Origin of the sequence: Isoptericola cucumis (genome assembly GCF_014635665.1) — a bacterium.
Lineage (GTDB): Bacteria > Actinomycetota > Actinomycetes > Actinomycetales > Cellulomonadaceae > Isoptericola > Isoptericola cucumis.
Genome location: NZ_BMDG01000009.1, coordinates 28,922 through 47,448, shown reverse-complemented (window position 1 = coordinate 47,448; position 18,527 = coordinate 28,922). Strand labels below are relative to the sequence as shown.

The window sequence follows — 18,527 nt, the reverse complement described above, 5'->3', positions numbered from 1 at the left end:
GCCGCACTCGGCCGCCGGACCGGCGGTCGTCAGGTGCCCGGCAGCTTGTCGCCCGCCATCCTCCGCACCGGCGCGGGCAGCCGGTCGCCGAGCCGGTCGAGGAAGGCACGCACGGCCTCGGGATCCGCCCCGCCCGCATGCCGCAGAGCGATGCCGACCGGATTGCGCACCACCGGGTCGGGGTCGCCGGCGAGCAGCTCCGCCAGCCGCAGGAGGTCGGCGATCCCCGCCGGGTGCGGCGGCCGCGTGTAGGCGAGGGGCGCAGTCATCGCCGTGCGGCGACGCAGCGGGTCCGCCGAGCGGGCGAGGTCGAACAGCGGCTCCCGGGAACGGTCCCTCAGGTATCCGCCGACGACGCGCGGGGCCGCCCGGTCGACCATCCCCCAGCTGTCGATGCGGTCGTGCCGGTCGAGGTAGAGGCGGTAGCGCGCCGCGCGCTCCCCGTCCGTCGCCGACCGGCGGCGCACGAAGAAGTCGAGCACGCAGAACGCCGCCATCCGCGGCTCGTACGCGGGCTCGTCGAGGAGCCGGTGCACCTCCGCCAGCGGCATCGTGGTGTACCGCTTCGCGATGTCGAACAGCGTCCCCATCCGCACCCCGAGCACCTCGCCGTCGCCCCCGTAGTGGTGGTTCGGCTGCGCGACAGGGTCCGCGACGGCGCGCAGGTCGGCGACGAGGGCAGCGGCGGTGAGCTCCACGCCGCCACCGTACGCCGTCGTCCCGCTCCGTACCGGTGGCTCCGGGACGCGGCCGGGCCCTGGCCCGCGCACCTCAGGGGGTGCGCCGGCCAGGGCCCGGTCGTCGTCGCGCCGGCCCGGTTCAGGACCGCGCCGTCAGGGACCCGTGGTCAGGACAGCGGACGCAGCGGTGTCACGTCCCGGTTGCCGATGTGGTCCGGCCGCGGCGCGGGGGCCGCGTACGGGTCGGTCAGCGCGTTCTCGACGCTGTTGAACACCAGGAAGATGTTCGACCGCGGGAACGGCGTGATGTTGTTTCCCGACCCGTGCATGATGTTGCAGTCGAACCACAGTGCCGAACCGGCGGGGCCCGTGAACTGCTCGACGCCGTACCGGTGGGCCATGTCGGTGATCGCGTCCTCGGAGGGCACGCCGATCCGCTGCTCCTTCAGCGAGGCCTCGTGGTAGTTCTCGGGCGTCTCGCCCACGCACGGGACGTACGTGCGGTGCGAGCCCGGCATCACCATCAGACCGCCGTTGTACGGGAAGTTCGGCGTGAGCGCGATGGAGCAGCTCACCGCGCGCGGGGCGGGCATGCCGTCCTCCGCGTGCCAGGTCTCGAAGTCCGAGTGCCAGTAGAAGCCGGTGCCCTTGTAGCCCGGCATGTAGTTCACCCGGGACTGGTGCAGGTAGACCTCGGAGCCGAGGAGCTGCCGGGCCCGGTCGAGCAGCCGCGGGTCGCGGCTCAGCGCGTCGATGGCTCGGCTCAGGGCCGTCACCTCGAAGACCGAGCGGACCTCGCCGGACGCCTGCTCCGTGATCACCCGCGGGTCGCCCGCGAGCGAGCTGTCGGTCGCGAGCCGGTCCAGCTCGGCGGTGTACCCGGCCACCTCCTCGGACGTGATGAAGTCCTCGAGGATCGTGAACCCGCGCGTGGCGTGCGCCTCGAGCGCGGGGGCGTCGAACGGTCCGTCGTCGGCCGTGCCCCACACCGTGGGCTGCCGACGCTCGATCATCTCTCCCGGAGCGCTGAGGCGGGTCGGGAAGACGTCCGTCGTCGTGTCGATGGTCGCGGTCATGTCTCGTCCTCTCTCCCGGGAGGTCCCGGGTTCGTGGTGTCGTCATGCACGCTGCGGGCGCACGTCGTCCGCGGACGATCGCGCGGCTCCGCACGAGTTCCCTCCCTACGTGACCAGGGGCGTTACTGTCAACGACGGCGGCGAGCGGGTGAATGACGCCGCGGGCGGTTGTCCGGCGCCGGCGCCGTTCCTACAGTCGAAGGCGTGAGCCACGAGCCGGGCACGGCACGGGTGTCCGCGGAGCTCGACCATCGGCTCCTCGAGGCCAAGTTCGCCGTGCCCCGCCCGCGACCGGGCACGGTGAGCCGGGCCCGTCTCGTCGACGCCGCCCGCGCCAGCCGCCGCCGGGTGGTCGGCGTGACCGCGCCCGCCGGCTACGGCAAGTCGACGCTGCTGGCCGAGTGGGCGGCACGCGACGACCGGCCGGTCGCCTGGGTCACGCTCGACCGGGCCGACGACAGCCCGCTGCCCCTCCTCGTCGTCCTCGCGTCCGCGTTCTCCCGCATCGACCCGCGGTACCCGGACCTGTCCGAGGACATGGTCGGTCCCGACGCGGCCGCGCTCGCCCGCGCGGCGCCGCGGCTGGCTTCCGCCCTGCGCACCGGCACCCGGCCGTTCCTTCTGGTGCTGGACGACCTGCACGAGATCCGTTCCCCCGCCTGCCACGACGTGCTCGGGGTCGTGCTGGCCGGCGTGCCCACCGGGTCGCAGCTCGTCGCAGCGAGCCGTGCCGAGCAGCCGCACCTGCCGCGGCTCCGCGCCTCGGGCGACGCCCTCGAGCTCACCGCCGTCGACCTCGTGCTCGACGTCGCCGGCACCGAGCGGGTGTTCGAGGCCTCGCACGTCCCTGTCTCGCGGGAGGTGGCCGCCGCGGTGACGGAGCGCACCGAGGGCTGGCCGGCGGGCGTGTACCTCGCCTCGCTCGTCGCGCGGCACCGCGACCCGCGGGAGCTGCCCGTCACGGGCGCGGACCCGTACATCGCCGACTACCTGCAGCGCGAGACGTTCCGCCGGCTGCCCGCGTCGATGCGGCGCTTCCTGCGCCGCTCGGCCGTGCTGGACACCCTGTCCGGCCCGCTGTGCGAAGTGGTCACCGGGGAGGGCTCGTCACGGCGCCTGCTGCGGCGGCTCGAGGCGTCGAGCCTGTTCCTCGTCCCCCTCGACCGGAGTCGCGAGCTCTACCGCTACCACGCCCTCTTCCGGGAGTTCCTCCTCGGAGAGCTGGAGGACGCCGAGCCTGGTCTCGCCGACACCCTGCGGGTCCGCGCCGCCGACTGGTTCGAGGCGCACGGCTCCCCCGAGCAGGCGGTCGAGCACCTGCTCGCGACGCCCGAGCACGACCGCTGCGTCCGGCTCGTCACACGGATCGTCGCCGCGAACTTCCAGGCCGGGCGCATCACGACAGTGGAACGGTGGCTGCACGCCCTCGGCGACGACGCGGTCTCCGGCTACCCCCCGCTCGTGGTGCTCGCCGGATACGTCGCGGTGTACGAGGGGCACACCCTCGAGGCCGAGCGCTGGGGCGCCGTGGCCGACGCCGCGTCCTTCGACGGCGAGACCGTCGACGGCTCCGCCTCGTTCACCTCCGCCCGCGCGATGTTCCGGGCGCTGCGCTGCCCCGACGGGCCGCAGCGGATGATCGACGACGCCCGCCTGGCGCTCGGCCAGGAGCCGGTGTGGAGCCCGTGGCGCGACACCGCGCTCACGCTCGCCGGCGACGCGCTCCTGCTGGCCGGGGACGTCGTCGGCGCGACGCGGTACCTGGAGGACGCGGTCGCCACGGCGCGCGCCCTCCGCAACACGGACACCCTCGTGTTCAGCCAGTCGCTGCTCGCGCAGCTCGACATGGATCACGACCGCTGGGACCTCGCCGCGGAGCGGGTCCGTCAGGCCCTCGGCGCCGTCGCGGCCCACCGGATGGACGACTACGCGACGAGCGCCCTCGGGTACGCGGCCGGCGCGCGCCTCGCGCTCCACCGCGGGGACGTGGACGAGGCGCGCCGGCGGCTGACGCAGGGGATGCGGGCGCGTGCCTTCTGCACCTACGCCTTCCCGACGCTGGCCGTCCGCGTCCGGCTCCAGCTCGCACGTGCCAGCTGGTCGACCGGGGACGTCGCCGCCGTCCGGCACCTGCTCCGCGAGGTCGACGACGTCCTGCTGCACCGGCCGGCGCTGGGGTCGCTGGTCGACGAGGCGCACGACCTGCGCAAGGCGTTCGGCACCGACGAGCATCTCCCCGTCCACGGCAGCCCGGGTGCGCCGCTCACGCCCGCCGAGCTGCGGCTCCTGCCGTACCTGCAGACGCACCTGACCATCCGGGAGATCGGGGAGCGGCTGTTCGTGACCCGCAACACCGCCAGCTCCCAGGTGGGCTCGATCTACCGCAAGCTCGGGACCACCTCGCGCAGCGGAGCCGTCGACCGAGCCCTCGCGATGGGCCTGCTCGGCTCGTGACCGCTCGTGGCCGCTCGTGGCCGCTCGTCGGCGTGGCGGCCTCAGCCGGGCGAGTCCGCGCCGAACGGGTCGTGACCCAGCGCCAGCGCGAGCTTCGGCGCCGCCGCGACGACGCCGGGCAGCCCGACGATCGGCACGACGGCGGCGAGGACGTCGACGATCTCGGACGTCGTCGCCCCCGCCGTGACGGCCTCGTCGACCAGGCTCCCGTACGTCGGCTCGGCCCCGCCCACCGCGACGAGGGCGGCGAGGCGGGCCACGGCGACGGTCCGGGGGTCGAGCGCGGTGGGCTCGACCTGCTGGTCGACGTCGAGGCTGGGGTCGTTCACGGCGAACCGCCGCAGTCGGTCGATGTAGTCCACGAGGCTCGCCTCTCCGGCGTCGGTCGACCTGCCCGTCCATTGACACGCCGGAGCACGGCGGGACGCATCACGCTGATCGGGTGAACCTGCCCCGCGACCTGCGCGATTTCACGCAGTCTGCGTGACGACGGCGGCCGGGCCTCCGGCGCACGCTGCGGTCAGGGCCGTGACGGTCGAGGCCCACGACGTGCGAGGAGGCAGGTCTGATGGACAGCTTCATGGACTGGTTCTGGCTCATGCTGTGGTGGTTCGCGTTCGTCATGTACCTCATGGTGCTGTTCCACATCATCGGCGACCTGTTCCGCGACCGGGACCTGAACGGGTGGTGGAAGGCCCTGTGGCTGGTCGCCCTGATCGTGCTCCCGTTCCTCTCCGCGCTGGTGTACCTCATTGTCCGCGGCCGCGGGATGGCCGAGCGGCAGTCGGCGAGGATGACGCGGACCCGCGAGGACACCGACGCCTACATCCGCGCGACGGCCGGCGGGCCGACCGCCGCCTCGCAGATCACCGAGGCCAAGGGCCTGTACGACGCCGGCGTGATCGACGACAAGGAGTTCGTCGCGCTCAAGGAGAAGGCGCTGGGCTGACGGGCAGGTCCTCGCCCGGTCGGGCCTCGTCGGCCGGTCGGGCGAGGAGCTCCAGCAGGGCGACCACCGCCCCCGCGACGACGGCGGTGCCGATCACCAGACCCGCCGTCGGGTCGGCGGCGAGCAGCAGGACCAGTGCCGCGACGGCGATCACCACCGCCCGGGCGAAGCTGCGGTGCCGCCCGAGCCAGAGACCCACCGCGCCTGTCGTCCAGCCCCGTGTCTCGCCCCAGGTGCGGGCGGACGCGAAGCCTCGGCCGGCCCCGGCGCGCAGGCTCCGTGCCGACGCGCTCCCGCCGGCGAGGAAGGCCGCCAGCGCGACGACCAGCCCGAGCACGCCGGCGGTGCGCAGCGTGCCCCGCAGAGGTGACGCGACCTGGTCGAACACCACCTCGGCGGCGTCGAGACGGACGACGACGTCGCTGAGGGCGCCGAGGTACAGGCTCCGCGCCAGCGCGAGGGCGATGCCCAGCGCCACCATCGCCGCCGCCAGCGCCAGCCCGGCCACCATCAGGGTGCGCAGCCGGTGCGTCGAGACGAGGACGCCGGCGGCCAGGAGGCCCAGCGCGACCCACGGCAGCCACGTGGTCAGGGTGACCAGCTGCCCGTACCGGTTCTGGATCTCGACCAGCTGGGTCGTCTCCATGATCACGAACGTCGCGTCCACCGTGGGGATGTTCGCGGCCACGTCCAGCCCACGCTCGACGAGCCGCTCCTTGAGCAGCTCGATCATCCCCGCGAGCTGGATCGTCAGCTGGCCGTCCCGGCCGACCTGGACCAGGTCGCCGCCCTGTCCTTCCATCACGGCGACGAGCTCCTCGTGCGCCACCCGGTTCGCCCGCTCCCAGGCGGTGACGAACGCGTCGCTGGTCACGACGCGGTCGGCGGCGCTGCGCACGAACGACTCGACGCCGCTCGTCAGCGGCGCCTCGAGGGCGCCGAGCGCCGTCACGGCACGCGGTGCGACGTCCGCCTCGTCCAGGCCTGTCACGACGTCGTCGAGCAGCGCGCCCACGTCGATCCGCGACATCACGGCCTCCGTGAGCCGCCCGGACACGGCGGACTGCACGACGGGGTCGCTCGCGAGCGGCGCGACCGTGGCGGCGTAGGCGTCGGTGTCGGTGAGCTGGCCCTTGGCCCACGCCGCGATCGCCCCCGCCGGCGCCAGCAGCGTGCCCAGCACGAGGAGGACGACGGCTGTGGCGCTGCGCCACCGGTGCCGGGCCGTACGTGGCCCACCGCCCGACGCCGGTGGCCGTCGTCCGTCGTCCGACAGCTCGAGAAGCCGCCGACGCAGGTCCGCGTTCTCCCGCTCCAGGTCCGCGAGCCGTGCGGCGACGTCAGGCGGGCCGCCGGCCGCCCCTGCCGTGTGCGCGTCCACTCCCGCGGCCACCGCGGCGGACGGTCTGTGCTCCACGTTGCCCTCCGATGCCGTGCTCGTCGCACGGACACCGTCGACGCTAGGGAGGCGATCGCTGCACGACATCACCCAGAACAGGTGATGGCTCCGTGCGCGGCAGGCCCGAGGCTGCTGGTAACACGACCGGCGGAGCCGCAGATGACGGGTGACCACGACGAGTTCGCGACCACGGACCTCGACACCGTGCCCGCCCCCGCGCGCGGACTCGTCTCGACGGTCCACCAGGCCAAGCTGCGCCCGGCGGTGAACCCCGAGTACCTCGTGGCGAGGCCACGCCTCGTCACGCTCCTCGACGCGGCGGTGCGCGCGCCGGTGACGCTCGTCGTCGCCCCGGCCGGTTCCGGCAAGACGTCCCTGCTGCGCGAGTGGGTCGCCGGCACGGCCCTGCCGCACGCGTGGCTCTCCGTCGACGAGCCCGACCGCGACGCCGCGCAGCTCTGGGCGGGGATCCTCGCCGCGCTCGAGGGGATCGCGCCCGGGTGCGCGACGCAGGCGACGCCCCTGCTGCGGCGCCAGGGGGCGCTCCTCGACGCCGTGGGGGTGCTCCTCGACGACCTCGAGAAGCGCCCGTACGACGCCCGCGTGCTGGTGATCGACGACCTTCAGCTCGTCGACGACGAGGACGACGTGAACGCCTCCCTCGCGGTCTTCCTCCAGCACCTGCCCGGCTGGTTGCGCGTCGTCGTGGCGAGCCGGCGGCTCCCGCGGCTCCCGGTGGACCGGCTCCGGGCCCGGGGGATGCTCGGGGAGGTCCGGTTTCCGGAGCTGCGGTTCTCGTTCGACGAGGCGGCCGAGATGCTCGCCCGGCTGGCACCCGGGCTGCCCGCCGACCAGGTGGACGCCGCGGCCGTGCGGGCGGGCGGCTGGGCCGCCAGCATCCAGCTCACGGCGCTCGCGGCCCGGGCGGCCGAGGCCCGGGCGGCCGACACCGCTGCCGGTCCCGGCGCCCCGCCGCCGGACGACGGCGCCCGGAACCTGGAGGACTACGTCTGGCACGAGATCCTGCAGGGCGAGCCGCCCGACGTGGTCGGCGTGCTGGAGTCGACCGCCGTCGTGGAGCGCGTCGACCCGGGTCTCGCGGAGGCGCTCACGGGTCGCGCCGACGCGCCCGACCTCCTGGCCCGCGCCGAGGAGAGCGGCCTGTTCACCGCCCGCATCGAGCCCTCCGGGGCGTACGAGACGCACGCCCTCGTGCGGGAGTCCCTCGTCGCGGTGCAGCGCCGGCGGTCACCCGAGCGGGTCGCGGCGCTGCACCGGAGCGCCGCGGGTTGGTACGGGGAGCACGGCCGGCCGGTGCCGGCCCTGGAGCAGCTGCTGCGTGCGGGCGCGCACCGCGAGGCGCTGCGGCTGCTCGCGTCGTGCGTCGCTGAGCTCTACGACAACGGGCTCGAGGCCACCGTCCGGCGCACGGTCGCCGCGATCCCGGAGGGCGTCGCCGGGGACGACCTCGCCGCCGTCGTCGACCTCGCCTGGTGCCGGCTGTACGTCGACCGGGACCAGTTCCTCCGGACCGTCGACGACCTGGTCACCCGGACGGACGAAGGCGCCGACCTCGACACGGGCGCAAGCAGCGGTCCGGTCCCGAGCGCACGGCTCCGGATGCTGCAGGCGGTCGGGGCCACCGTCCGCGGCGACTGGGCCGACGGCGCCGGGCTCGCTCGCGCCGCGCTCGCGACGATCGGCGAGCCCTGGCTGCTCGACCCCGTCGTCCGGTACGGCTGGAACCTGGTGGCCCGCGAGATCGCGCTCACCGAACGCTGGGACGACGCGAGCGCGGAGGTGCGCAAGGTCGCGTCGACGATCAGTGCCGCGCCTGAGCGGCGGCTCGGCTTCGAGGGCACGCGGGCCCTCGGCGACGCTCTGGCCGGGCACCCGGTCGACGCCCTGCGTCTCGTCGCGGGTGCCCGGCAGGGCTCCGAGGAGTCGAACCTCACCATGCTGCGCGCGGAGCTCCTGACCGCCGAGGCGATCGCCCACCGCGAGATCGGCGACATGCCTGCGGCGTTCCCGGCACTGCTGCGACTCGCGGCGACCGGCTGCGACCTGGCGCCGCACTGCCGGTTGCTGGCGTGCCTCGAGCTCACCCGGTCGTGGCTCGACCGGGACGACCTCGAAGCGGCCGAGCGGTCGTTCGGCCAGGCGGCCGAGATCGTGGACACCGAGGTGTCGGGACCGGGGGGCCGCAGCTGGCTGGCCCGCACGGGCACGCTCCTGGCCCTGGCCGCCGGACGGACGGACGAAGCATGGCGCTGGGTGGCCCAGGTGGACGACCCGTTCTGGGCGGGCGTCAAGGCCGCGCGGATACACCTGGCCGAGGGCGACACCGAGGCCGTCGCGGCCGAGCTGCGCGAGGTCGAGCCCCGGTGCGTGCGCCACCACGTGGTCCGCGACCTGCTGCTCAGCAGGACCGTGACGAGCGCGGCGGACGGCGAGTCCTTCCTCCTGCGGGCAGCCGAGCTCGCCGCCGCGCACGGCCTCGTCCAGACCGTCGCCGCCGAGGGTCCGGACGTCGTCGAGTCGATCGAACGGCTGGCGTGGCGCGTTCCGCAGACGTGGCTGGCCCGGCTACGGCGCGCCCCCGCGCACGGCGCAACCGCGTGGGGCGCATCGGCGGCCGAGCTCGCCCGGACCCTGACCGAGCGTCAGCTCGGGATCCTGCGGATGCTGCCGAGCCGGCTCACGCTGCGGGAGATCGCCGACGAGCTGTTCATCTCCGTGAACACGCTGAAGTTCCACCTCAAGGCGGTCTACCGCGAGCTCGGGTGCGCGTCGCGTGCCGAGGCGGCCGAGGTCGCGCGCGCGCTCGTGAGCCCGCACCGGCACGATCAGCCGTCGAGCACCCGGCGCCGCTGAGCCTCGTACTGCTCGAGCGTGAGGACGCCGCGGTCCACGAGCTCCGCGAGCGTCTGCAGCTGCGCCGCCGGGTCCACGGCGAGCTCCGGTCGGAGGCTCGTGGCGGGGCCCCGTACCAGCAGGTCGGCGATCGCCCAGCGGTCCGCACCGTCGACCGACGCCCCGACCGCCGACCGGAAGCGGTCGCGGCCCACCCGCTCACCGCCGAGGACCCTTCCCCCGGCCTCACGCGCGGTGGCCGCGAGCGCGGCGGCCCAGCGGTCCTCGACCAGGAGCAGGAGGGCGGACACGCCCGGCTCCACCGCCACGGCGGCCAGCGCGACGTCGTGCGCGCTGAGCCGCGCCCTCGGGTCCGCGAGCCCGGCGAGCGGCGCGAGCAGCCCGGACTCCTGCCACGACCGCACCGCGACAGATGCTTGGTCCTCGGCGCGGTGCAGCAGCACCACGTCGATCAGCCCGATCCGTCCCGACCGGACCAGCCCGGCCACCGTCGCGACGACGCCGTCGAGCCGACCGGCGGTGGGAACGGCGACCAGGAGGTACTCGAGCAGGTCGGCGTCCGGCCCCGCGGCCGCGTCCACCACCGGCACCTCGGTCATGGGATCTCCTGTCCCGCCGTCGTCGCCTCCCGCACGCGCCATGCTGGCCCGGGCGCGGGTGGGCGGGCACCACCCCCGAGCGGATGGCGCGGGACCACCCGGCACGGTCGGATGCTCGTGCGATGGCGACGGAGCCGACGACGGGACGGACGGCCGCGGGCGCGGGGATCGTGCTGCTCACGCTGGCGTCGGGCCAGTTCCTCATGACCCTGGACAGCTCGGTCATGAACGTCTCGATCGCGCAGGTCGCCGAGGAGGTCGGGACCACCGTGACCGGGGTGCAGACCGCGATCACGCTCTACACGCTCGTGATGGCCACGATGATGATCACCGGCGGCAAGATCGGCACCATGATCGGCCGACGCAAGGCCTTCTCGATCGGCTGCGTGATCTACGGGGCCGGCTCGCTGATCACCGCCCTCGCCCCCAACCTGGGCGTGCTGATCCTCGGGTGGTCGGTGCTCGAAGGGCTCGGCGCCGCGCTCATCATGCCCGCCATCGTCGCGCTGGTCGCGTCCAACTTCGCGCCCGACGGACGACCCCGCGCCTACGGACTGGTCGCCTCCGCGGGCGCGATCGCCGTCGCCGTCGGACCCCTGGTCGGCGGCGCGGTGACCACCTTCTGGACGTGGCGGCTGGTGTTTGCGGGCGAGGTGGTGGTCGTCGCCGCGATCCTCGTGCTCACGCGCCGGATCCAGGACGCGGTGCCGGCCGCCCGGTCCCGGATCGACCTCGTCGGCGTCGTGCTCTCGGCCCTCGGGCTCGGGGTCGCGGTGTTCGGCGTGCTCCGCTCGAGCGAGTGGGGGTGGGTCCGGGCGAAGCCGGGCGCGCCGGGGATCGGGGGGATCTCCGCGACGCTGCTGCTGATCGTCGCGGGCCTGCTGGTGCTCCGGGTGTTCTTCTGGTGGCAGGCGCGGAGGGTGGCGCGCGGCCAGGAGCCGCTCGTGGACGTCACCCTGCTGCACGACGCGCGCCTGGTCGGCGGCCTCGTGATGTTCGGCTTCCAGTTCCTCCTCCAGGCCGGGTTGTTCTTCACGATCCCGCTGTACCTCTCGGTGGCGCTCGGGCTCAGCGCGTTCGAGACCGGGCTGCGGCTGCTGCCGCTGTCGGTGACGCTGCTCCTCGCCGCCGTCGCGGTCCCGAAGCTGTGGCCGCGGGCCTCTCCGCGCCGCGTCGTCACGGTCGGTCTCGTCGCGCTGCTGGCCGGCATCGTCTCCCTGATCCTGGCGCTCGACCTCGGGGCCGGCCCGGAGATCGTCTCGGTCCCCCTGCTGCTCGCGGGGCTCGGGGTGGGGGCCCTCGCCTCCCAGCTCGGCGCGGTCACCGTCTCCGCGGTCCCCGACCGGCTCAGCGGCGAGGTCGGTGGCCTGCAGAACACCTCGACCAACCTCGGGGCGTCGCTCGGCACCGCGCTGGCCGGGTCGGTGCTGATCGGCGCGCTCACCACGAGCTTCCTCCTCGGCGTCGAGGACAACCCCGCCGTGCCGGACGACCTGGCCGCGACCGCCACGGTCCAGCTGGCCGGCGGCATCCCGTTCCTGTCCGACGCGCAGCTGGAGACCGGGCTGGCCGAGGCAGGGCTGCCGGCGGACCAGGTCGACGCCGTGGTCGAGGAGAACGCGGCGGCCCGGATCGACGGGCTCCGCACGAGCCTGGCGGTGCTGGCCGTCCTGGCCGCGGTGGCGGTCGTCCTCACCCGGCTGCTGCCGACCGAGCCCGCCGGCGGAAGGGAGCCCGAGCCCTCCGCATAGGGCCGAGACGACGCTCAACCGCCCGGCGAGCCCCGCCCAGCATCGTCCGCTGCGTGTCGTCGAGCAGCCCGGCGAGCTGATCGGTGTCGTACGACGGGAGCGCGGTCATCGGGACCTCCGGCGGGCGACGAGCTTCCACAGCTCCTCCAGCACGACCAGGGTGCACGCGAGGCCGACGCAGACGGACCACTGCTCGAACGACAGGCCGGTGGTGCCGAAGATCCGCGCGAGCAGGTCGACCCCGGTCACGGCGACGATCGCGAGCAGCGCGAGGCCGTACCGACGCAGCTGGACTGCGCCCGGCAGGGCCTCGCGGTCGAAGATCGTGCCCTGCGGGTCACGCGAGAGCAGGGCGCCGGCGAGGTGGAAGAGCGACAGCGTCGTGAGCAGCATCGTCGTCGCGACGAGCGCACCACCGTCGCCCGCGCCGATCTGGTACGCGACCAGCGCGCCGACGGTCATGACGGCGCCCTGCGCGCACAGCCGGAACCAGCTCGCCCGCGAGAGCACCGGGGCGGAGACCGGTCGCGGGGGCCGCGACATCAGCCCTCGCGCGGGCCGGTCGAAGCCCAGCGCGATGGCGAGCGGGATGTCGATGACCATGTTGAGCCACAGGATCTGCAGGGGGTTCAACGGCACCCCGGCGGCGATGCCCAGGGTGCCGGCCCCGAGGAAGATCGCGATGTAGGCGACGAGCGTCGACATCTGGAAGCGCAGGTACTTCACGAGGTTGTCGTAGAGGGCGCGGCCGTAGGACACCGCCCCGACGATCGTGGCGAAGTTGTCGTCGGTGAGCACCATGACGGCGGCCTCCTTCGAGACCTCCGTGCCGGTGATGCCCATGGCGACGCCGATGTCCGCCGTCTTCAGCGCTGGGGCGTCGTTGACGCCGTCGCCCGTCATCGCGACGACGTCGCCCCGCTGCTGGAGGAGCCGCACCAGCCGCACCTTGTCCTCCGGGGCGACCCGCGCGACGACGCCGACGTCGTCGAGCTCGTCGAGCAGCCGCTCGTCGCTCGCCGCGGCGAACTCCCGGCCCGTCACGGCCCGACCCTCGATCCCGAGCTCGGCCGCGATGGCGGCGGCCGTCGTCACGTGGTCGCCGGTGATCATCCGCACGCGGATCCCGGCCTCGCGGCACTCGGCGATGGCGGCCTTCGCCTCCGGCCGGGGCGGGTCGACGATGCCGACCATCGCGAGCAGCGTGAGCTCGTCGACGAGGTCGATCAGCTCCCCGCCGGCGCGGACGGCCGCGGGCTCCAGGTCGCGCTGGGCGACCACCATCACCCGCTCGCCCGCGCTCGCGATGGCGTCGTTGGCGGCGAGCGCGCGGTCCCGCTCGTCGTCGGTGATCGGCGACACGGTGCCGTCCGGGCGCCGCACCGTGGTGGACCGGGCGATCAGGACGTCCGGGGCGCCCTTCACGTAGCAGCGGACCACGCGGCGCCCGTCGCCGGTCGTCATCTCGTGGAACGTCGCCATGAACTTGTGCGCGGAGTCGAACGGCACCTCGGCGACGCGCGGGAGCGCAGCCCGGGTCGCGTCGACGTCCAGCCCGCCCTTCGCGCCCAGCACGACCAGCGCGCCCTCCGTCGGGTCGCCGACGAGGCTCTCGCCGTCGAGGACGGCGTCCGCGCACAGGACCATCGGCAGCAGGTAGGGGTCGAGGTCGAAGCCCTGCCCCCCGACGTGCCGGATCTCCCCGTCGGTGCCGTATCCCTCCCCGGTCACGGTGAAGCGTCCCTCGCCAGGGACGACCAGCTGGCGGGCGGTCATCTTGTTGAGCGTCAGCGTGCCCGTCTTGTCCGAGCAGATCGCCGACGTCGACCCGAGGGTCTCGACGGCCGGGAGCCGCTTGACGATGGCGTGCCGGCGGGCGATCTCGCGCGTGCCCATCGAGAGCAGAGCGGTGACGACCGCGGGCAGGCCGGTCGGGATCGCCGCCACGGCGAGCGCGACGCCGGTGATGAAGAGCGCGTCGAACGGCTGCCCCTGGGCGAGGCCGAGCATCACGACGAGCACGAGGGCGACGGCCGCGATCGACGCGATGATCCTGGAGAGCGAGTCGAGCTGGCGCTGCAACGGCGTCCTGCCGGTCTCGGTACCCGCCAGCATGTCGGCGATGTGCCCGATCTCGGTGTCCATCCCGGTCGCCGTGACGACCAGCTCTCCCCGACCCCGCGTGACCGACGTGTTCATGTAGACCATGCAGAGCCGGTCGCCGAGGGGGACGTCGTCCCCGGGGACGGGGGCGACCGACTTCGCGACCGGCAGGCTCTCCCCCGTGAGCGCCGCCTCCTCCACCTCGAGCGAGGCCGCCAGCCACAGGCGGCCGTCGGCGGGCACCCGGTCGCCCGCCTCGACGAGGACGACGTCGCCGGGCACCAGCCGGGCCGCGTCGATCTCGACCGCCTGGCCGTCACGGCGGACCCGGCAGACCGTCCGCATCATCTGTGCCAACGCCTTGACGCTCTCTTCGGCCTTGGCCTCCTGCCGGAGACCGATCACCGCGTTGAACACCGTGAGCCCGGCCAGCACCGCCGTCGTCCCGGCGTCACCCGTGACGAGCTGGTTCACCGCCGCGGCGACCAGCAGCACCACCTGCATGAAGTCCTCGTACTGGCGCAGGAACGCACGCCACCCCGGCTCCCCCTTCGCCGCGGCCAGCTCGTTGGGGCCGTGCTCGGCGAGCCGGGACCGCACCTGGTCGGCCGACAGCCCCCGCGGCGGGTCGACGCCGAGGCCGCGCGCCACGTCCTGGGCCGCAGCGCCAACCGGGTCGACCACGGGGCGGGATCTCGGTGCGGTGCTCGTCATCGTCGGCTCCGGTCGTCGGGCGGGGCAGCATCACGACCGATCCTGTCCGGAGTCCGGGTGGTGGGGCTCCACCCCTCGCGGGGTGGGGTGCGACCACCCGTCCCGGTGTCAGCCTTCCAGTCGCGGCGCGACGCGACGGCGCCCGGCGCTCGAGGACCACCACCTCAGGAGGACCACCGATGACCACGCAGGACGTAGGACCGATCGACTACCTCGCCGTGGAGTTCCCGGGCGCAAGGCTGCGGGGCAAGGGCCTGGCCGCGCTGCTGGACCTGGTCGAGCGAGGGATCATCCGGATCCTGGACCTCCGGGTGGCCACGGTGACCGAGTCCGGCGACGTCATGGGTGTCGCCCTCACAGACCTCGACGACGACGGCGAGCTCGACCTGGCCGTCTTCGAGGGCGCCCGATCCGGTCTCCTGGACGACGACGACCTCGCCGAGAGCGCCCGTCTGGTCGCCCCCGGCAACGCGGTCGGCCTGATCGTGTACGAGAACACGTGGGCGGGCCCGTTCGTCACGGCGATGCGCGAGGCCGGCGCCGAGATGGTCGCGAGCGGCCGGATCCCGGCCGACGACGTCGTCGCGGCGCTCGAGACGCTCGAGGCCAGCGAGGCGCCGGCGTGAGGCGCCACCGACCTGATGGAGGGACGAGATGGGACTGATCCGAGGCATGGCACGGACCGCGGTGGTCGCGGGGACGGCGACAGCGGTGTCGAACCGGGTGTCCCGGCGCCAGGCCGGGCGCTGGGCGGCGCAGGAGGACCAGACGGCGCCCCCGCCGCAGCAGTACGCGCCACCCCCGCCGCTGCAGGCCCCTGCCCCGACGACCGGAGGCGGCGACGTGATCGCCCAGCTGGAGCGGCTCGGGCAGCTGCGCGACAACGGGGTGCTCACCGACGCCGAGTTCGCCGCGCAGAAGGCCAGGTTGCTCGGATCCTGAGCTGTCCGAGCTCGTGCTAGTGGTGCAACGACAGCTTGAGCACGATCATCACGACACCCAGCAGCCCCGACAGGGCGGTCGACGCCAGCCGGCGGATCCCCGTCAGTCCGCTCGCGGTGCTCATCCGCCAGCCGACGCCCACGAGCAGCAGGACGTTGACCACGAGGGCGACGTCGACGGCGACCGACGGGTCCACCCGCAGCACGGCCTCGAGCAGGATCACGAGCACCGGGACGGCGCACGCCGCGACCAGCGGCAGGCCGGCGGCGACGACGGCCCGCCGTTCGTGCGCGCGCAGGGTGCGGCGCAGGTGTGCCCGGGCCGCGATGAGGTGCGCGTACGCCTCGGCGCACCAGTAGACGAAGAGCGTCCCGGCGAGGAGGGCCGCGACCCTCAGGAGGGGCGTGCCGTCCGGCGCCGCCGCGAGGACGGAGCCCGTGATCACGAGCCCGTACAGGTACGCGGAACGGTGCTCGAACTCCTCGCGCTCGTCGACGCCGGGGCCTTGCGTGCCCGCCCCGGCTCCTGGCCCCTGCTCGTCGGTCCGCACGGCGGGTCGCTACTGCCGTGCCATCGCGACCCGGAGGCGCTCCTCCGGGCTGATGAAGTGGTCGTGGTCGTCCTTCCCCACGTCGAGCTGGACCCAGCGGAGCCGGCCGGTGAACCTGCTGTCGTGCGCGGTGTAGTCCGGCGAGACGGTGGTGCCCGACTCGTACCCGACGTCCGTCGTCTCGTCGGCGGAGAAGACGAGCGGCTGCGTCGCGTCGACCCGGCCCGACCCCACCAGGACACCGTCGTGGTAGAGCGTCACGTCGCCGCCCTTGCCGAGCCCGCCCCCGTCGTACGCGAGCTCGGCCCGCAGCTGGTGCGTGCCCTCGGGGACCGGTTCGTCGGCCACCACCCGGTACAGGTGGATGCCGAGCACGTTGTACGCGAAGGTCAGCCGGCCGTCGTGGGCGTACACGCTCCACCCTCCGAACCGCCCGCCCTGTGCGAGGAGCACGCCCTCGGCCCCGGAGCCCGGCACCTCCACCTCCGCGGTCACGGAGAACGACCGGTTCTTCACGCTCACCACGCTGTTCTCGCTCAGCCGGCCCATGCCGGGGTAGAAGAGCTGCGACGTGCCGTGCACGAGCGTCGGGCGCCCCGCCATCGTGGGCTCCAGCCGCTCGGACGTGCGGTCGTCCAGGGGCAGCACGTTGTACTTGGTGGCCTCGATGAGCCACAGCCGCTGCAGCCGCGCGAGGACGTCCGGACGGTCGGCCGCGAGGTCGTGGGCCTGGCTGAAGTCGCTCGTCCCGTCGTACAGCTCCCACATGTCGTCGTCGAACGCCGGCACGATGCCGCCGACCATGACCCACGGCGTGCGGTGCTTGGTGACGGCGCTCCAGCCCCGGTGGTAGACGCCCCGGTTGCCGAACATCTCGAAGTACTGCAGGTCGTGCCGCTCGGGGCTGTCGCCATCGCCGAAGGCGTACAGCATCGACGTCCCCTCCATGGGCGCCTGCTGCACGCCGTTGACCATGACCGGCTCCGGGATCCCCGCGGCCTCCAGCACCGTGGGCGCCACGTCGACGACGTGCGTGAACTGCGAGCGCAGCCCGCCGCGCTCGGCGATGCCTCGCGGCCAGTGCACGAGCGTGCCGTTCCGGGTGCCGCCCCAGTGCGAGGCGACCTGCTTGGTCCACTGGTACGGGGTGTCCATGGCCCACGCCCAGCCCACGGCGTAGTGGTTGTACGACGACGGGGAGCCGAACTCGTCCATCTTGGAGCGCAGGAACTCGGGCGTCTCGAGCGCGGCCATGCCGTTGAAGTTCGCCATCTCGTTGAACGCGCCCTGGACGGTGCCCTCGGCCGACGCGCCGTTGTCGCCGATGATGTACAGGACGAGGGTGTCGTCCAGGACCTCGAGGTCGGCGAGGGTGTCGATCAGCCGGCCCACCTGCACGTCGGTGTGCTCGAGGAAGCCCGCGTACGTCTCCATCTGCCGGGCGAGCACGGGCTTGAGGTCGTCGGGCATGTCGTCCCACGCGGGGATCTCGTCGTGCCGTGCGGTGAGCGCCGCGTCGGGCGGCACGACGCCGAGCTCCTGCTGGCGGGCGAACGTCCGCTCGCGCTGCACGTCCCACCCGTCGTCGAAGTCGCCCCGGTACTTCTCGATCCACTCGGGGGCCACGTGGTGCGGGGCGTGCGCCGCTCCGGGCGCCAGGTAGACGAAGAACGGCCGGTCCGGCATGAGCGCCTTCTGCTGGCGCACCCAGGCGCACGCGTGGTCGAGGAGGTCCTCGGTGAGGTGGTAGCCCTCCTCGGCGGTCGCGGGCGGCTCGACCGGCGTCGTGCCGTCGTAGAGCGCCGGGTCCCACTGGTTGTTCTCGCCGCCGATGAAGCCGTAGAAGGTCTCGAACCCGCCCCCGCCCGTGGGCCAGGCGTCGAACGGGCCCATCGGCGACGTCTGCCAGACGGGCACCTCGTGACACTTGCCGAACTGGGCCGTCGAGTAGCCGTTGAGCTTCAGGGTCGTCGCCAGCGGGGCCTTGGTGTTGGGCCGCAGCGAGCTGTTCCCCGGGGCGGACGTCGCCGTCTCGGTGATGCTGCCCATGCCGACCGAGTGGTGGTTGCGTCCCGTGAGCAGGGACTGGCGCGTCGGGGCGCACAGCGCCGTCGTGTGGAACCGGTTGAACCGCAGCCCGTTCGCGGCGAGCCGCTCGGCCGTGGGCGTGCGGCACGGCCCGCCGAACACGCTCGACGCCCCGAACCCGACGTCGTCCAGCAGGACGACGACGACGTTCGGCGCGCCCTCCGGCGGCAGCAGCGGCTCGATCGGCGGGTACGCGGTGTCCGGGTCCTTCGCGTCGTAGGTGGTGAGACCCGGTGCCGGGCGGTCCGGGATGGGCAGCATGGTGCGGGCGTGCACGTCAGGACGCATCAGGGACTCCGCCGGTCGGGCTCGGGGAACGGACAGCATCGACGCTAGGGAGAGGTCCGC

Annotated in this window: 14 protein-coding genes; 6 read left to right on the top strand and 8 right to left on the bottom strand. The window is 74.0% G+C overall.

Annotated features, from left to right (window positions below; genetic code table 11):
- Positions 1 to 29 precede the first annotated feature (29 nt).
- Together IEW03_RS13540 and thpD are read right to left on the bottom strand one after the other, a co-directional pair.
- A complete protein-coding gene (locus IEW03_RS13540; RefSeq protein WP_188524234.1) occupies positions 30 to 698 on the bottom strand; it encodes a DNA alkylation repair protein in 669 nt (222 codons plus the stop codon).
- Positions 699 to 847: 149 nt separating this feature from the next.
- Positions 848 to 1,756 (bottom strand): ectoine hydroxylase, encoded by a 909-nt coding sequence (gene thpD / locus IEW03_RS13535; protein WP_188524233.1) that lies wholly within the window; start codon positions 1,754 to 1,756, stop codon positions 848 to 850.
- Between the two features lie 204 nt (positions 1,757 to 1,960).
- On the opposite strand from thpD, the gene IEW03_RS13530 reads away from it, so the two are divergent.
- Complete coding sequence (locus tag IEW03_RS13530) at positions 1,961 to 4,210, top strand: helix-turn-helix transcriptional regulator (RefSeq protein WP_188524232.1); 2,250 nt, start codon at positions 1,961 to 1,963, stop codon at positions 4,208 to 4,210.
- Between the two features lie 41 nt (positions 4,211 to 4,251).
- On the opposite strand, the gene IEW03_RS13525 is transcribed toward IEW03_RS13530, so the two are convergent.
- Positions 4,252 to 4,572 (bottom strand): carboxymuconolactone decarboxylase family protein, encoded by a 321-nt coding sequence (locus IEW03_RS13525; RefSeq protein ID WP_188524231.1) that lies wholly within the window; start codon positions 4,570 to 4,572, stop codon positions 4,252 to 4,254.
- Between the two features lie 206 nt (positions 4,573 to 4,778).
- Between IEW03_RS13525 and IEW03_RS13520 the strand changes: the two genes are divergently transcribed.
- Positions 4,779 to 5,159 (top strand): SHOCT domain-containing protein, encoded by a 381-nt coding sequence (locus tag IEW03_RS13520; RefSeq protein WP_188524230.1) that lies wholly within the window; start codon positions 4,779 to 4,781, stop codon positions 5,157 to 5,159.
- Here IEW03_RS13520 and IEW03_RS13515 read toward each other — a convergent pair.
- Positions 5,137 to 6,576: a hypothetical protein gene (locus tag IEW03_RS13515; protein WP_188524229.1), complete on the bottom strand. Its 1,440-nt coding sequence runs from the start codon at positions 6,574 to 6,576 to the stop codon at positions 5,137 to 5,139. The two genes, IEW03_RS13520 and IEW03_RS13515, sit on opposite strands and share 23 nt — an antisense overlap.
- A gap of 141 nt (positions 6,577 to 6,717) precedes the next feature.
- Here IEW03_RS13515 and IEW03_RS13510 point away from each other — a divergent pair, with 141 nt between their 5' ends.
- Positions 6,718 to 9,432, top strand: a complete 2,715-nt coding sequence (locus IEW03_RS13510) for a winged helix-turn-helix domain-containing protein (RefSeq protein ID WP_188524228.1) — start codon at positions 6,718 to 6,720, stop codon at positions 9,430 to 9,432.
- Here the strand turns inward: IEW03_RS13510 and IEW03_RS13505 are convergent.
- Entirely contained in the window at positions 9,405 to 10,031 is a 627-nt protein-coding gene (locus IEW03_RS13505; RefSeq protein WP_188524227.1) for an SHOCT domain-containing protein, read from the bottom strand. The genes IEW03_RS13510 and IEW03_RS13505 overlap by 28 nt on opposite strands.
- Positions 10,032 to 10,153: 122 nt before the next feature.
- Here IEW03_RS13505 and IEW03_RS13500 point away from each other — a divergent pair, with 122 nt between their 5' ends.
- Positions 10,154 to 11,782 carry an MFS transporter gene (locus IEW03_RS13500; protein ID WP_188524226.1) on the top strand — a complete coding sequence of 543 codons (1,629 nt, stop codon included), beginning with the start codon at positions 10,154 to 10,156 and terminating at the stop codon, positions 11,780 to 11,782.
- 105 nt (positions 11,783 to 11,887) lie between these two features.
- On the opposite strand, the gene IEW03_RS13495 is transcribed toward IEW03_RS13500, so the two are convergent.
- Complete coding sequence (locus IEW03_RS13495) at positions 11,888 to 14,599, bottom strand: cation-translocating P-type ATPase (RefSeq protein WP_188524225.1); 2,712 nt, start codon at positions 14,597 to 14,599, stop codon at positions 11,888 to 11,890.
- Between the two features lie 179 nt (positions 14,600 to 14,778).
- Between IEW03_RS13495 and IEW03_RS13490 the strand changes: the two genes are divergently transcribed.
- Entirely contained in the window at positions 14,779 to 15,225 is a 447-nt protein-coding gene (locus IEW03_RS13490) for a DUF6325 family protein (RefSeq protein WP_188524224.1), read from the top strand.
- Positions 15,226 to 15,253: 28 nt separating this feature from the next.
- Positions 15,254 to 15,541 (top strand): SHOCT domain-containing protein, encoded by a 288-nt coding sequence (locus IEW03_RS13485; RefSeq protein WP_188524223.1) that lies wholly within the window; start codon positions 15,254 to 15,256, stop codon positions 15,539 to 15,541.
- A gap of 16 nt (positions 15,542 to 15,557) precedes the next feature.
- On the opposite strand, the gene IEW03_RS13480 is transcribed toward IEW03_RS13485, so the two are convergent.
- Positions 15,558 to 16,091, bottom strand: coding sequence for a hypothetical protein (locus IEW03_RS13480; protein ID WP_188524222.1), 534 nt, complete (start codon positions 16,089 to 16,091; stop codon positions 15,558 to 15,560).
- A gap of 9 nt (positions 16,092 to 16,100) precedes the next feature.
- Positions 16,101 to 18,467, bottom strand: coding sequence for an arylsulfatase (locus tag IEW03_RS13475; protein WP_188524221.1), 2,367 nt, complete (start codon positions 18,465 to 18,467; stop codon positions 16,101 to 16,103).
- Positions 18,468 to 18,527: the final 60 nt, after the last annotated feature.

Bases quoted from the DNA above. Each gene is read 5' to 3' on its own strand.
- thpD (WP_188524233.1), bottom strand. From the start codon at position 1,756: ATGACCGCGACCATCGACACGACGACGGACGTCTTCCCGACCCGCCTC.
- IEW03_RS13495 (WP_188524225.1), bottom strand. From the start codon at position 14,599: ATGACGAGCACCGCACCGAGATCCCGCCCCGTGGTCGACCCGGTTGGC.
- IEW03_RS13500 (WP_188524226.1), top strand. From the start codon at position 10,154: ATGGCGACGGAGCCGACGACGGGACGGACGGCCGCGGGCGCGGGGATC.
- IEW03_RS13485 (WP_188524223.1), top strand. From the start codon at position 15,254: ATGGGACTGATCCGAGGCATGGCACGGACCGCGGTGGTCGCGGGGACG.
- IEW03_RS13520 (WP_188524230.1), top strand. From the start codon at position 4,779: ATGGACAGCTTCATGGACTGGTTCTGGCTCATGCTGTGGTGGTTCGCG.
- IEW03_RS13475 (WP_188524221.1), bottom strand. From the start codon at position 18,467: ATGCGTCCTGACGTGCACGCCCGCACCATGCTGCCCATCCCGGACCGC.
- IEW03_RS13510 (WP_188524228.1), top strand. From the start codon at position 6,718: ATGACGGGTGACCACGACGAGTTCGCGACCACGGACCTCGACACCGTG.
- IEW03_RS13490 (WP_188524224.1), top strand. From the start codon at position 14,779: ATGACCACGCAGGACGTAGGACCGATCGACTACCTCGCCGTGGAGTTC.
- IEW03_RS13505 (WP_188524227.1), bottom strand. From the start codon at position 10,031: ATGACCGAGGTGCCGGTGGTGGACGCGGCCGCGGGGCCGGACGCCGAC.